Source organism: Streptomyces sp. NPDC002935 (assembly GCF_040611295.1).
Taxonomy (GTDB): domain Bacteria; phylum Actinomycetota; class Actinomycetes; order Streptomycetales; family Streptomycetaceae; genus Streptomyces.
In genome coordinates this window covers 108,711-121,654 of the sequence record NZ_JBEXNW010000015.1, presented here as the reverse complement: position 1 = coordinate 121,654, position 12,944 = coordinate 108,711, and the positions used below count along the sequence as shown (strand labels likewise).

Annotated in this window: 12 protein-coding genes and 1 pseudogene; 2 read left to right on the top strand and 11 right to left on the bottom strand. The window is 71.9% G+C overall.

Annotated elements, in window-relative coordinates; all coding sequences use genetic code 11:
* Positions 1–12: 12 nt before the first annotated feature.
* Positions 13–194 (bottom strand): annotated as a pseudogene (locus ABZX90_RS21815) (Uma2 family endonuclease); the annotation flags it as partial.
* 13 nt (positions 195–207) lie between these two features.
* Positions 208–1,788 (bottom strand): methylmalonyl-CoA mutase family protein, encoded by a 1,581-nt coding sequence (locus tag ABZX90_RS21810; protein WP_355207113.1) that lies wholly within the window; start codon positions 1,786–1,788, stop codon positions 208–210.
* A gap of 252 nt (positions 1,789–2,040) precedes the next feature.
* On the opposite strand from ABZX90_RS21810, the gene ABZX90_RS21805 reads away from it, so the two are divergent.
* A complete protein-coding gene (locus ABZX90_RS21805; protein WP_355207111.1) occupies positions 2,041–2,913 on the top strand; it encodes a L,D-transpeptidase family protein in 873 nt (290 codons plus the stop codon).
* A 525-nt stretch (positions 2,914–3,438) separates the two neighbouring features.
* Here the strand turns inward: ABZX90_RS21805 and ABZX90_RS21800 are convergent.
* The 9 genes from ABZX90_RS21800 to ABZX90_RS21760 form a co-directional block, all read right to left on the bottom strand.
* Positions 3,439–4,539 (bottom strand): hypothetical protein, encoded by a 1,101-nt coding sequence (locus ABZX90_RS21800; protein ID WP_355207109.1) that lies wholly within the window; start codon positions 4,537–4,539, stop codon positions 3,439–3,441.
* Positions 4,539–5,201, bottom strand: a complete 663-nt coding sequence (locus ABZX90_RS21795) for an RNA polymerase sigma factor (RefSeq protein WP_351128198.1) — start codon at positions 5,199–5,201, stop codon at positions 4,539–4,541. The genes ABZX90_RS21800 and ABZX90_RS21795 overlap by 1 nt, the downstream gene beginning before the upstream one ends.
* A gap of 482 nt (positions 5,202–5,683) precedes the next feature.
* Positions 5,684–6,466: a hypothetical protein gene (locus tag ABZX90_RS21790; protein WP_355207106.1), complete on the bottom strand. Its 783-nt coding sequence runs from the start codon at positions 6,464–6,466 to the stop codon at positions 5,684–5,686.
* A 138-nt stretch (positions 6,467–6,604) separates the two neighbouring features.
* The gene (locus tag ABZX90_RS21785) at positions 6,605–7,222 is read right to left on the bottom strand and encodes an RNA polymerase sigma factor (protein WP_351128202.1); all 618 of its coding nucleotides are present in this window, start codon (positions 7,220–7,222) and stop codon (positions 6,605–6,607) included.
* Between the two features lie 254 nt (positions 7,223–7,476).
* The gene (locus tag ABZX90_RS21780) at positions 7,477–7,857 is read right to left on the bottom strand and encodes a hypothetical protein (RefSeq protein ID WP_351128204.1); all 381 of its coding nucleotides are present in this window, start codon (positions 7,855–7,857) and stop codon (positions 7,477–7,479) included.
* A 168-nt stretch (positions 7,858–8,025) separates the two neighbouring features.
* Positions 8,026–8,598: a hypothetical protein gene (locus ABZX90_RS21775; protein ID WP_351128206.1), complete on the bottom strand. Its 573-nt coding sequence runs from the start codon at positions 8,596–8,598 to the stop codon at positions 8,026–8,028.
* A gap of 87 nt (positions 8,599–8,685) precedes the next feature.
* Entirely contained in the window at positions 8,686–9,198 is a 513-nt protein-coding gene (locus ABZX90_RS21770) for a hypothetical protein (protein ID WP_355207102.1), read from the bottom strand.
* Positions 9,199–9,293: 95 nt separating this feature from the next.
* Positions 9,294–10,064: a DUF4328 domain-containing protein gene (locus tag ABZX90_RS21765; protein WP_351128210.1), complete on the bottom strand. Its 771-nt coding sequence runs from the start codon at positions 10,062–10,064 to the stop codon at positions 9,294–9,296.
* Between the two features lie 234 nt (positions 10,065–10,298).
* Entirely contained in the window at positions 10,299–11,870 is a 1,572-nt protein-coding gene (locus ABZX90_RS21760; RefSeq protein ID WP_355207221.1) for a glycoside hydrolase family 20 protein, read from the bottom strand.
* Positions 11,871–12,276: 406 nt separating this feature from the next.
* On the opposite strand from ABZX90_RS21760, the gene ABZX90_RS21755 reads away from it, so the two are divergent.
* On the top strand, positions 12,277–12,849 hold the full coding sequence (locus ABZX90_RS21755; protein WP_351128330.1) for a 2-oxo-4-hydroxy-4-carboxy-5-ureidoimidazoline decarboxylase: 573 nt from the start codon (positions 12,277–12,279) through the stop codon (positions 12,847–12,849).
* Positions 12,850–12,944 lie beyond the last annotated feature (95 nt).

The following is a 12,944-nucleotide window of genomic DNA, read 5'->3' as shown; positions in this document are numbered from 1 at the left end:
GTGTCTCGCCGGTCAGTCACCGTCGAGGAGCGTGTCCACGGAGAGCTCCAGGGCAACACCGCCGGACGCGGGGACCGGAAGCCGAGGTCGTCGGACCAGTTCGACGAGGTCACCTCGGCGACCAGGCGGAAGACGTTCGGGGCGTAGCAGTTCTTCTGGACGAGGGCGTCCCGGAAGTCCTCGTCGACGATGGAGAAGTAGCCCTGGTCAGAAGGTGTCCGACGGCACATATGTCCCCCAGATCTCGCGGAGGGCATTGCAGACCTCGCCGACTGTCGCGCGGGCGCGCAGGGCGTCCTTCATGGGGTGGAGGACGTTGTCCGTGCCGTCGGCCGCCTTCTTCAGGGCGGCGAGGGCGGTGTCGACGGCCGCCTGGTCGCGCTCGGCGCGGAGCCGGGCGAGGCGTTCGGCCTGCTGGGCCTCGATGGCCGGGTCGACGCGGAGCGGCTCGTAGGGTTCCTCCGCGTCGAGCTGGAAGCGGTTGACGCCGACGACCACGCGCTCGCCGGAGTCGGTCTCCTGGGCGACGCGGTAAGCGGAGCGCTCGATCTCGCCCTTCTGGAAGCCGTGCTCGATGGCGTCGACCGCGCCGCCGAGGTCCTCGACCCGCGTCATGAGGTCGACGGCCGCCGCCTCGACGTCGTCGGTCATCCTCTCGATGACGTACGAGCCCGCGAACGGGTCGACCGTCGCCGTCACGTCCGTCTCGTAGGCCAGCACCTGCTGGGTGCGCAGCGCCAGCCGCGCGGACTTGTCGGTGGGCAGCGCGATGGCCTCGTCGAAGGAGTTGGTGTGCAGCGACTGCGTGCCGCCGAGGACCGCTGCCAGGCCCTGCACCGCGACACGGACCAGGTTCACCTCCGGCTGTTGCGCCGTCAGCTGGACACCCGCCGTCTGCGTGTGGAACCGCAGCATCAGCGACTTGGGGTTCTTCGCGCCGAACTCGTCCCTCATGACACGGGCCCAGATACGCCTGGCCGCACGGAACTTGGCGACCTCCTCCAGGATCGTCGTACGGGCGACGAAGAAGAAGGAGAGGCGGGGCGCGAAGTCGTCGACGTCCATTCCGGCGGCGACGGCCGTACGGACGTACTCGATGCCGTCGGCGAGCGTGAACGCGATCTCCTGTGCGGGAGAGGCTCCCGCCTCGGCCATGTGGTAGCCCGAGATCGAGATCGTGTTCCACTTCGGGATCTCGGTCCTGCAGTACTTGAAGATGTCCGCGATCAGCCGCAGGGACGGCTTGGGCGGGAAGATGTACGTCCCGCGCGCGATGTACTCCTTGAGGACGTCGTTCTGGATGGTGCCCGTCAACCGGTCCGCGGGTACGCCCTGTTCCTCGCCGACCAGTTGGTACATCAGCAGCAGCAGCGCTGCGGGCGCGTTGATCGTCATCGACGTGGAGACCTTGTCCAGCGGGATCCCGCCGAACAGGACGCGCATGTCGTCGACCGAGTCGATCGCCACACCGACCTTGCCGACCTCGCCGTGCGCGAGGGGGGCGTCCGAGTCGTGGCCCATCTGGGTGGGCAGGTCGAAGGCGACCGACAGGCCCATCGTGCCGTTCGCGATCAGCTGCTGGTAGCGGGCGTTGGACTCGACGGCCGTACCGAACCCGGCGTACTGCCGCATGGTCCACGGGCGGCCCGTGTACATCGACGGGTACACGCCACGGGTGAAGGGGTAGGCGCCCGGCTCGCCCAGCTTCTCGGCCGGGTCCCAGCCGTCCAGGGTCTCCGGGCCGTAGACCGGTTCGATGGGCAGACCGGACTCGGATTCGCGCGCCATTGCAGTGCCTCCCGTGAAGCTGCCCGATGACAGGAACCGACCTTGCCGACGGACTGTAGTGGCCCGCGTGCACCCGGTGGAGGGACCCGCGCCGGGACCTCGCCCACAGACCCGTTGGCGAGCCGGTTTCATGGTTCCCTTCCACCATGCCGCCTAGTTCGCAACCGGTCACCCGCGGGGAGCATCTCAGGTGACACGACGGTGGGACGGGGGCCTGATGTGCACGACAGGACGGGTGGAACAGGGGTCCGGATGCGTATGACTGGCATGAAGAGATCGCTGGCCGCGCTCGCGGCACTCGCCGCGGTGAGCGGCTGCACGGCGCAGGCCGGGGACGCGCGGGGAAAGACACCGCCGGTACGGATCGAGGGTTCGGCGGCCCCGGCCCCCTCCGCGACGGGGAAGGACGACAAACCGGCCGCCCCGAAGGGGAAGGACGGCAAGCCCGCCGCCACCCCGACAGGGAAGGACGACAAGCGGGCCCCCGTCCCCGCCAAGGTCCTCTGGTCGCGCGGCGACCGGGGCGACGCCGTCCGCGCGGCGCAGGCCCGCCTGCACCAGGTCGCCTGGCTGATCACCCCGCCGACAGGGACGTACGACGCCCGGACGGTCGAGGCCGTGAAGGGGTTCCAGGGCAAGCGGGGACTGCCGCGCACCGGTGAACTGGACACCGTCACCTGGCAGCGGCTGCGCAAGATGACGCACGAGCCGGCGGACTGGGAGCTGTACCCCTACGGCGGGCAGCCGGCCGCCAAGCCCGACCCGCGCTGTATGACGGGCCGTGTGCTGTGCGTCAGCAAGACGACGCGCACACTGCGTTGGATGATCGACGGACAGACCGTGTCGCAGATGGACGTGCGATTCGGCTCGCAGTACACACCGACCCGCGAAGGTGTGTTCAGCGTCTACTTCAAGTCGCGCCACCATGTGTCCACGATCTACGACACATCCATGCCGTACGCGATGTTCTTCAGCGGCGGCCAAGCGGTCCACTATTCCTCGGACTTCGCGGCCCGCGGCTACTACGGCGCCTCGCACGGCTGCGTCAACGTGCGGGACGAGGGGAAGGTCGCGGCGCTGTTCGCGCAGGTCCGGACGGGCGACAAGGTCGTCGTCTACTGGTGACGGACCCCTGCTGAGGGGGCGGGCGAGGAAGAGTGGGGCGCGGGCGGGACCGGGGGAACGTGTCCCACCCGCGCCGGTTGCACAGAGCCATGGGTACGGGGGGAACCCGGGCTCCGTGCGACGGCCGATGACCAGTCGGCTCACCCCTTACTGCGTCACCCCGGCCGAAAACGTCACACCCGGCCCGAAGAAAGGTGAGGGGAAATACGAAACCGCAGGTCAGCGGGGTGTCGCAGGGTTCCGCGGATGAGGAGTCACGGCGCTGGACCACCGGAGGGGCAAGGCCGCGCGGGGCACGGAGGCCCGCCGTGCGCGACGGCGACCGTCATGGGAGAGCGCCGGTCGCAGCGCTGACGGCTCGACAGCAGGCCGGTCGAGGAGCGAGGAGCCGAGAGGACAACGGCACACCGGTCCCCTGCCGGAGAGCTGACGGCACGCCAGTCGAGGGGGCGACCGCACGGCAAACGCACTGGCCGACCGGGCCGAAGGGCCGACGGGCCGATCAGCGCCTGGAGGAACGGCCGTTCAGGAAAGGGCCATGCCCAGCGGGCTCGGCGTCCAGCTCGGCGTCGCCGTCCGGCCCGGCATCGGGGACCTCTTCGCGAGGGGCGGTGTCAGCCCGGGGCGCAGGGCGGACGGGATGGTGATGCCACCGTTGCCCCGGGGATCGTTGCCGCGCGGCCCTATGTGGTGGCCGTCGCCGTCACCGCCGCCCTGGTCCGACTGATCGCCCTGGTCGGAGCCTTGCCCCGACCCCTGCTCGCCGCCGTCGCCTTCTCCGTCGTTCCTGCCGTCGCCGGAACCGCCATCGAGATGGCGACCGAGGACGCCCGAGCAGTAGAGCCTCACCCGGTTGCCGCCACCCGCCACATGCTCCAGGGCGCGCCTGCGGTCCGCGTCGAGGTCCTTGCCGTCGAGCACGTCACGGCAGTACGAACGCGTACGCGCCCACCACTCGCGGGTGCGGTCGGCGCTCCTGGTGGAGTCCGGACCGGGCAGGCCGCTCGCGTCGTCGGCGCCGGGTTCGGCGGCCGAGGAGGAGCCGTCGGACGGGTCGTCCGACGGTCCGTCAGGCACCGGCATCACTGAGCCGATGCCGCCGGAGACCCCTGGCGAGGGCGAGGGCGGGACAAGCGGACGGTCCGGGGGCCGTACCGCCGTGGCCGAGGCGGCCGGGCCCGGGTGTTCACGGGTGAACGGAGTCGGCAGCACTCCGGTTCCGGCCGCGACGGCGACCCCGCCGACCATCCCGACGGCCAGCACCGCCGCGAGCCCGAATCGCGTGGGACGTCCCCAACGCGTCCGGCGTCCGTGCGCGGCGGGGCGCCCGAGACGTACGAGACCGGCGTCCGCGGCATGCGCGCCGGAGCGCGCGCGACCACGGTGGCCGAGCTGCGCCGCAGCACCGTCCCCGCCCGCGCGCGCCTTGCGGAAAGCGGCCAACGCCGCTGCCTCGCCCGGGAGTTCGTCGCTGCTCAGCATGGGTTCGGCGGCCAGTGCGCCAAGGGCCTCGGCGAGTCGGTCCACCTGGTCGCGGGTACCGGCGTCGACGGCCTCCAGCGGCTCTCCCCGCAGCAGACGCTCCACGGCGTCGCGGTCCAGCCATCTGTACTGCTCGTCGGCCATCACATGTCCTTCTGCGTCCGCGAACGCGTATGCGTCACACCGGCGGACGTCACCGCGCGGGTGCGCGAACCTCGTTGCGGGGGAACGGCGTCGAGCGCGCCGACGGATTCCGGATCGGTGCCGAGCAGCTCCGCGAGCCGTTTCAGACCGCGGTGCGCCGCCGTGCGGACGGCTCCGGGGCGCTTGCCGAGAGTCTCGGCGGCCGTCTTGGCGTCGAGACCGACCACGACGCGCAGCACGACGGCCTCCGCCTGATCCTGCGGGAGCTGGGAGATGAGCGAGAGGGTGCTGTTGGTGGCCAGCGCCTCGATCGCCTCGATCGCGGTGTCGGACTCGGCGGCCTTGCCGGTCAGCTCGGTCTCGTCGCCGCCTATCGCGGGGCGGCGCCCGCGCATGCGTATGTGGTCCAGGGCGCGGTTGCGCGCGATCCTCGCCGCCCAGCCGCGGAACCGGTCCGCGTCCCCGCTGAACCGCTCCAGGTCACGGGCGATCTGGAGCCAGGCCTCGGACGTGACGTCCTCCGCGTCCGGCTCACCGACCAGCGTCCGTACGTATCCGAGCAGGCGTGGGTGCACCGCTCGGTACACAGTCCGGAACGCGGTCTCGTCCCCGTCCTGTGCAGCAAGTACCGCGGCGGTCAGCTCCGCGTCGTCCCCCAGCACCCCCGCGCCCCTCTTTGCGCCTCAACCGGCGCCGCTCGCGCGGACCGGGTTCTCGCCGTAGTGGTTTCTCGATGGACGTTGTGGCCTCAGGTCCACGTGGTTCTGGTCACACATCCCACGTGGTCGCGGTCCCGGGTTCCACGCACGCGTGGTCTCCGGTTCCTCGTGGTTGCCGTCGTCCGTTCTCCGCACCCGGCGCGAAAGGCACGTTACGGCCTGAAACAGCTCCCCGTCCATGTTCGTACAACGCGCAACTACACGGTGACGGTGCGAGGTGTGACACAAAACGCAGTCGCGGCGCTGTAGAGAGTACGGGTCGCCGCGCGGCCCGTGCCGCGCGACGGTCGGGGCCTCTCCTGTGGGGGGTGGCGGCCCCGACCGTTGCCATCGGCAGGGATGTACGCCGTCGTCATCGGCGAGAACGCGCGCCGACGCCTCGGTCGAGGATCCGCACCGCGCGCCCCCTGAATCCCCCGGCCCGCCTACTTCTTGGCCTTGGACTTCGTCGGCTCCGGCGTGGCGGCCGAGGCCCCCGGAGCCGGCGTTCCGGCCGTGTTCCCGGAGTTTCCGGTGCTCCCGGAATTCCCGGTGCTCCCCGGGGTCCCGGTGTTCCCGCTCGTCTTCGCGTCCTTGGCCCCGTTGTCCTTGGCCAGTCGCTCGGCGCAGTACGCCTCGACCTTGTCCTCGCCGCCCGCGGCCGTGATGAGCCGCTGCCACGCCGTCGCGTTCAGGGCGTTGCCCCGGCCCGTGACCGACGCGTACGCACGGCAGTGGGCCTCGGTGTCCTGGGCCCTGGCCGGACGGCCCGCGGGGTCGGCCGCCGCGGAGTCGCCGGGAGCCCCGGAGCCGGCGGACGGCGGGGCCTCGGAAGGGAACCGGTCCGGGACACTGGTGGACGGCCGGGCTCCGGCCTTGTCCCCGTCGCCGCCGTCGTCGTGCGAGGACGGTCCGACGGCCGCGACGGCGACGCCGCCCAGCGTCAGGCCGGCCAGCAGCACGGCGAACGTGGCCTTCACGGAACGGCTCGGCCGCCGCTGCTCGCTCGGCCGCCAGTCGTCCCGCCGCCGGGTGCGCGCGGTGTGCGCGCCGCCGTCCCGCGCGACCCGGAAGGCGGTCACGGCATGCGCCTCCGCCTCGGTGTCGTCCGCCCCACCGCGCATCGCCGCGGCGAGCAGCGTCTCCAGGGGTGTCTCGTCACTCCCGGGGGTCGCCGGATGCGCGACCCGACGGTCGGGGGTACCGCCGTCACCTTCCCGTTCACCCATGTCCGGTTCCATCTCCGCCTGCCGCTCCGCCCGACAACTCCTCGCCGTGCAAAGACTGTCCGTCGTACAACGTCCGTCCGCCGCAAGACGATGCCGTTCCGAGCGACAACGACGTGCCGGAGGTGCCGGACGTGTCACTCATCCCGACTCCCCCAGCGTCCGAGGCTCCTCATCTGTCACACCCGTCACGCCGAGTTGGCGCGCGAGCCGCTTCAGACCCCGGTGGGCGGAGGTGCGCACCGCGCCGGGGCGTTTGCCGAGCACGCGCGCCGCGGCCGGTCCGTCGAGGCCGACGACCACCCGCAGGAGCACGGCCTCGGCCTGGTCCCGCGGCAGTCCCGCGACCAGTTCCAGGGCGTACTCGGTGGACAGGGTCTCCAGTGCCTCGTCGTGCGTGCTGTGCCTGCCGGGCAGCTCCAGTACGTCCTGTTCGATGGTCGTTCCCCGGGGCCGCACCCGCAGCCGCCGCAGATGGTCCAGCGCCCGGTGCCGGGCGATGGTCGCGGTCCAGCCGCGGAACCCGGCGCCGTCCCCCCGGAACCGTCCCAGATCCCGGGCGATCTCCAGCCAGGCGTCGGACGCCACGTCCTCCGCGTCGTCGCCGACGATGCCGCGCAGATATCCGAGCAGTCCCGGCTGCACGATCCGGTACGCGACCGCGAAGGCGGCCTCGTCGCCCTCCTGCGCCCGCGCCACGGCCACGCCCAGTTCCGCGTCGTGCGGCCGCACGCGGCGGGGTTCCCCTCCCTGGCCCAACACTGTCCTCGTTCGTACCGAGTTCGCCCGAATGTGCTCTGCCGACGCGGACGGCCGCGCCGACACCCCCATGGTCATCAGCGTCGGGCCTCACGGAAATGTCACAGTGCGTCAGTGGACCCGTCCGGCCCGGACGGACCACGGACCACAGCCCACCGCGGGACGGCCGCCCGCCCTCCCGGCAACCCGCCCCGGTTTCACCCGGCCGCCGACGGGCCGGGCCCGGCGGCTCCGCCGACCGGGCCCCACTCCTGTCAGCGCGTGGCCTCCCGGCACAGCAGTCGCAGTGAGCCGTCGCCCGCGTAGCTGCGGCGGGCCTCTTCGATCGGGTCCCAGAGCCGTCCGTCGGGCGTACGCAGCCAGTGTTCACCGCTGGTCTCCCACCACTCTGCGCCGGTCTGACGGGCGACGACCTCACCGGCGTACGCCCCGAAACCGCGCAGCACGCTCTCGACGGCGGCGTACGGAGCGCCGTCGCGGCGGATCTCGTCGATCATGCGGTCGACACGCCACAGACTCTGCGCCGAGTAGTCGAGGCGCAGCCGGGCGCCCTCGCGCATGGTCGCGACCGCGTCGGCAGCCCAGCGAACGGGCTTCGTCGCAGCTGAGGGCCTGGATGCTTGAGTTGCGTTCACACTCGGTAGAGCGCGAAGGCGGCCGGATTCGTCACCCGTTCGGGCGAGGGTCCGCGACACCGGCCCAGGAACGCCATCTCCGCCCCAGGACCATCACAGGAACCGCGCAGGCGCACAGGTTTGGGCGCGCCGGAGCCGGTCTGCCTCCGGCGCGCCCGTGTTCCGGGCTTACGCCCGCCCGCGCGCCCTGCGTGACACCACCGCCCGCAGCACGCGTCGCCCCTCCGTCGACGCGTCCAGGGCGAGCCGCAGTCCGCCCGTGCCGTGTTCGGCGAGCAGTTCCAGGATGGCGACCTGGCGGCGCAGTTCGGCGGCGACGAGCGGGGACATTCCCTCCGTACGCCCCTCGCGGCGGGCCGTGACGCAGGCTTCGGCGTCGTCGGCGTGGTCGAGGAACCGGTGCACCTGCAGCGCCGCCACCGAGCAGGCGTCCGACCAGGCACGCAGCTCTTCGTCGGTGGGTTCCGTGGGGACGGCGTCGAGCATGCGGCGGGCGAGTACGGCGGCCTGGTCCTCGTCGGTCACGGCCGGCTCGGGGTCCTCCGCGTCCAGCTTGGCGCGCGCCTGCTCCAGGCGCGTGCCCCACTCGGCCCAGGTGTCCGCCTCCGCGAGGCTCGCCCACAGGGGCCGCAGGACATCGTCGTCACCGCCCAGCAGCGGTACGCACCGATCCAAACAAGCCAGACCGCTCGCCGCCAGACCTCGCTCGTCGGCCTGAGCGATCAGTTCCACCAGACTCATCACGACTCCCTCGAAAATGCCTCGACAGGGCGCCCTTGCCTTACGGAGCCCGCACTTCCCCTTACTGCGTGCAACGGTCCAGGAGTGTCACAGTGGCACCACACCGAGCCGGTCGAGGAACTGAAAGAACAGCTTTTCGGCCAACGGCCCGGCCTCTGCACCCAGCACCTCGATGAGCGGCCCGGCGGTCACGACGTGCCCCGCCTCGGCGGCCCAGGCGACCGCGCGCTCGGCCGCGTCGGCCGGCTCCAGGAAGTAGTCGTCGACGCCGAGTCCGCCCTCGCCGCCCTCGCCGCCTTCGAGGTAACGGGCCATCGCGTCCCGCCCCAGGCAGGTGGTCCACGCGCCGCCCGACGGAGCGGCCGCCTCGACGGCCACGCAGGCGCTGTCCATCACGTAGCCGAAGAGGGCGGGCGCGCCGGTCTCCCGGGCGAGCGCGTTCATGTTCCCGATCTCGCCGTCGCCGCTCGGGTACTCCCACACCTGCCAGCCGCCAGGTGCCGCGGTCCGGGGCACCAGGCCCGGTGCCCCGGCCAGCGCGACCGTCTTCGCGAGCGGCGCCTCGCTTCTGCCCACGACGTAGTAGCCCCAGTAGCCCATACCGGTTCCCCCCGGGTGTCTCGGTTCGGCGGCTGGGGCCGAATACACCACAGGGGTGCGGGGGTTGGCCAGCGAAACGGACGAATCGGTGCGCGTCAGGCGCCGAACGCGACCGGGCCCTCGTGTGCTTTCCGGTCCTGCATGCGGGTCAGCCTCAGCACCACAAGGATCGCGAGGACCGCGGCCACGATGTCGAAAAGGTCGGCGAAAATGACCTCGCCGACGGCGTCCTGGATCTCCTGGGCGGTCTCGGCCTTGCGGTACGCGGTGAAACCGGCCCGGTTGGCGATCAGGCCGAGGATCCAGAAAGTCCACCAGGTGTTGACGAGTCCGTTCCCGCTCCGGGCACCCGCGGGGACGCTCGCGTCCCAGATGTCCACCATGACCCGGCGCGGGATCCACAGGTTCGCCACCGGGACGAACCAGCCCCAGCCCGCCCAGGAGCGGGACTTGGTGTGCCCGAACGGGTTGAAGACCTCGGCGTTGACGCGGACCCGCAGGAACCAGATCAGGTAGACGACGACGGCCGCCACGAGCGTCGTCGTCTGCGCGTACCCGGCGGCGGCGTAGAGCGAGTCCGCGTGATCGGCCCGCCGCTGAACGGCGTCACCGACCTCGCCGTCCGCGAGGGCGCCCGACACGGCGAACATCGTGCTGTCCGCCCAGAGCGCGAAGACGTCGGCGGCGATCACCAGGCCGAGCAGCGCGGCGGTGGCCTTCCCGAGGGCGACCGGCGAGCGCAGCCAGGCGGCGCCTTGCGGCGACGGGAGCGGCGGCAGGGGCGGGAGCGGCGCCCTCGGGTGCGGCGGGACGGACCCCTGCGGCACGGGCTGCGGCGGCACGGGCTGCGGTGGTGGCATGGTCATGAGAACCCCCAGGTGCACGGCACTTCGTGGTGCCGGCACGACAAGCCGGGCGCGCCCCTCCCCAGGGTCACGCCCGGCATACGAATAGATAAGCGGAAGATACGGTTCGGCACTTCGCCGCGTCCAGCCCGTTCCGACGGCGCCGGTCCCGGCCCGGCCCTCACGGTTCCGGCGGCTCTGGTCCCGGCTCGGCCCGGCCGGTTCCGGCAGGGCTGGTCCCCGGTCAGCCCAACCTCAGCCCAGACGGTTCGCGAGCGACTTGAACTCCGGCCAGGTCAGTGCCGGCCTGCGCGGATCCCACAGCTTCTGGGTCAGGGCGCGCAGCGGCATGCGGATGCCGGCCGCGACCTGGTCCTGGGTCTGCGAGCCGGCGAGATCGCACCAGACGGCGAAGGACCCGCCGAGGATCTGGGGGTCGTACTTCGCGGGGACCGGCGTCGTACCGCGCAGGACGAGCGGGGTCCACTGCTCGTAGATGCGCTGCCCGGTCGGGTAGACGAAGGTCTGCGGCTCGCCGAGGACGTAGTAGAGGAACTCGTCGTTGTAGTTGATGAGTTTGCGGCCCGTGCTCAGATACGCGACCGGCAGCCGGGCCCCGATCTCCTTGCCGGTCCAGTACGCCACCTGGAGACCGCTGTCCGCCTGGACGGTGCCCCCGCTGAAGATGCCGTCGTTCCAGGCCCGCGCCGTCCGGTCGTGCCCGTGGATCACCTTGGCGCGGTCGTTCAGCCAGCCGGTCGCGAGGTCGGCGACGCTCGCGCCCGCTCCGTACCTGTTCCTGGCCGCGGTGGCGAGCTGCGGGAAGGACGCCGCCGGGTTGGCCACCGTCAGCGCCTGGTACTCGTCGCCGCCGAGGTGCCAGTAGGCGCCGGGGAAGAGGCCCGCGTACTCGTTGAGCAGGTCGTCGACGAGGTCCGCCGCCGCGGGCTTGGAGATGTCCACGGCGCCGCGCGTGGGAACCCCCGACACATTGCGCAGCTGGAGGTCGGGGTGCGCCGCGATGACCGCGCCGAGGTGTCCCGGCGAGTCGATCTCGGGCACGACGGTGATGTGCCTGCTCGCCGCGAGGGCGAGGATCCGGCGCACCTCGGCCTTCGTCAGGTGCTGCTTCGACACGATCTCGGGGTGCCGGTCGGACTGGATGCGGAAACCCTGGTCGTCGGAGAAGTGCAGGCCGAGCTGGTTGTACTTCAGGTCCCCGAGCTCGCGCACCCGGTCCTCGATCCAGGCCGCGGTGAAGTGCTTGCGCGCGATGTCGAGCATGAACCCGCGGAACGGCTTGGCGGGCCGGTCGCGTACGACACCCTCCGGCGCCGTGCCACCGCCGTGCACCTCCTGTTTGAGGGTGCGCGTGCCGTAGAAGACACCGGTCTCGGCGGGCCCGGTGATGACGGCCCGGCGGTTCTTGACGGTGAGGGTGTACGACTCCGGGCCCGCGCTCCCCTTGTCGAGACCCAGCTCGACATCGCCGGCCTTGGCGCCGGTCCGGCCCGCGTACGTCAGTCTGAGCTCACCGGCGAGCAGCCTGCCCTCGTCGGCGAGGCCGTTGTCACGCACGACCACCCGGGCACCGGCGGCCGGGCGCCAGCCGGGGCCGCGGGCCGCGGTGTGCTCCCGTACGGCGGGGATGGTCGAAGGGGCCTTGGAGAGGGGATAGCTCCGGGTCGGCGAGGGACTGGCCGCGGGCGACACGCCGGCGGGCACGGCCTTCGACCCGTCGGCGGACGGCACGCGCGCCCCGGCCGGCTGCCCACCGCCGCCGGGCCAGACCGCCACGGCCACCGCGACGACACCGGCGACCGCCAGACCACCGGCGGCGGCGAGCCCGGCCTGTCCGGTCCGCCATGTCCGTCGCCGCGGCGCCCGCCGCCTGCCACCACTCACTCCGCCACCCTCATTTCGCCATGATCGTTTCGCCGTGTTCAGTCCGCCGCCGAGGGCCGTTCCTCCGTCAAGGTGTACTCCTCCATCGGGGTGTCCACCTCTCCACTCCACCGCGAACTCTGCCCCGACCGCCACCGCAGTCGTCCACCGCACGCTCCGAAACTCTCCCGTGCGGGTGAAATCCGGGTATCCGTCGGACAGCTCTCGACACTCCTCGATAGCGTGAGCGGCACACCTTTCACTTCTCCCCCTGCCGAAACACACGTATCGCAGGCACGTCACGCTCACGAGACGTGGCGCGTCTCCATCCCACCGCCGAGGACCCACGCTGACGTCGCACCGTCTCCCACCCCTCCCCGGCCAGGTCGCCCTGCCCGAACAGAAGAGCGCGGAGCCGTCCCCGGCCCGCCTCGACGGGTTCAACTCCGCACCGGTCGATGTGGTCACCCGCGCCCTGCTCACCTGCTGCCGCAGCCTGCGCTGGGCCCACCGTCTGGCCGACCACCGCCCCTACCCGGACCTCGGCGCCCTGCTGGCCGCAGCCGACGAGGCGGCGTACGACCTGACCCCCGCCGACCTGGCCGAAGCCCTGGCCGGCGAATCGCTCACGCCGCTCCCGGACGGCGCGTACTCCGCCGCCCACACCGCACTGGGCGCCGCGCACGCCGCGTACGAGAGTCGATTCGGACATGTGTTTGTCATCTGTCTGGACGGATTCGTCCCCGGTGAGGCCCTCGACCAGGTGCTCGCCGGCATCCGCTCCCGCCTGACGAACGACCCCGAGGAAGAACGGGTGACCACCGCCGACGAGCTGCGCAGACTGGCCCGGGGCCGGCTGGCCCGACTCGTGCGCCAGTTCGCCGACGAACCACGACCCGCCGACATCAGGCGCCCGCAATAGCCCGAACGTGCCTGATTGATTGCCAGTTTGATCACATTGATAGGGCCGCTGTAAGCGTTCCGACAACACGTCGCTACGATGGCCGGGGCCGGTGG

Bases quoted from the DNA above. Each gene is read 5' to 3' on its own strand.
- ABZX90_RS21810 (WP_355207113.1), bottom strand. From the start codon at position 1,788: ATGGCGCGCGAATCCGAGTCCGGTCTGCCCATCGAACCGGTCTACGGC.
- ABZX90_RS21805 (WP_355207111.1), top strand. From the start codon at position 2,041: ATGCGTATGACTGGCATGAAGAGATCGCTGGCCGCGCTCGCGGCACTC.
- ABZX90_RS21800 (WP_355207109.1), bottom strand. From the start codon at position 4,539: ATGGCCGACGAGCAGTACAGATGGCTGGACCGCGACGCCGTGGAGCGT.
- ABZX90_RS21790 (WP_355207106.1), bottom strand. From the start codon at position 6,466: ATGGGTGAACGGGAAGGTGACGGCGGTACCCCCGACCGTCGGGTCGCG.
- ABZX90_RS21775 (WP_351128206.1), bottom strand. From the start codon at position 8,598: ATGAGTCTGGTGGAACTGATCGCTCAGGCCGACGAGCGAGGTCTGGCG.
- ABZX90_RS21770 (WP_355207102.1), bottom strand. From the start codon at position 9,198: ATGGGCTACTGGGGCTACTACGTCGTGGGCAGAAGCGAGGCGCCGCTC.
- ABZX90_RS21765 (WP_351128210.1), bottom strand. From the start codon at position 10,064: ATGACCATGCCACCACCGCAGCCCGTGCCGCCGCAGCCCGTGCCGCAG.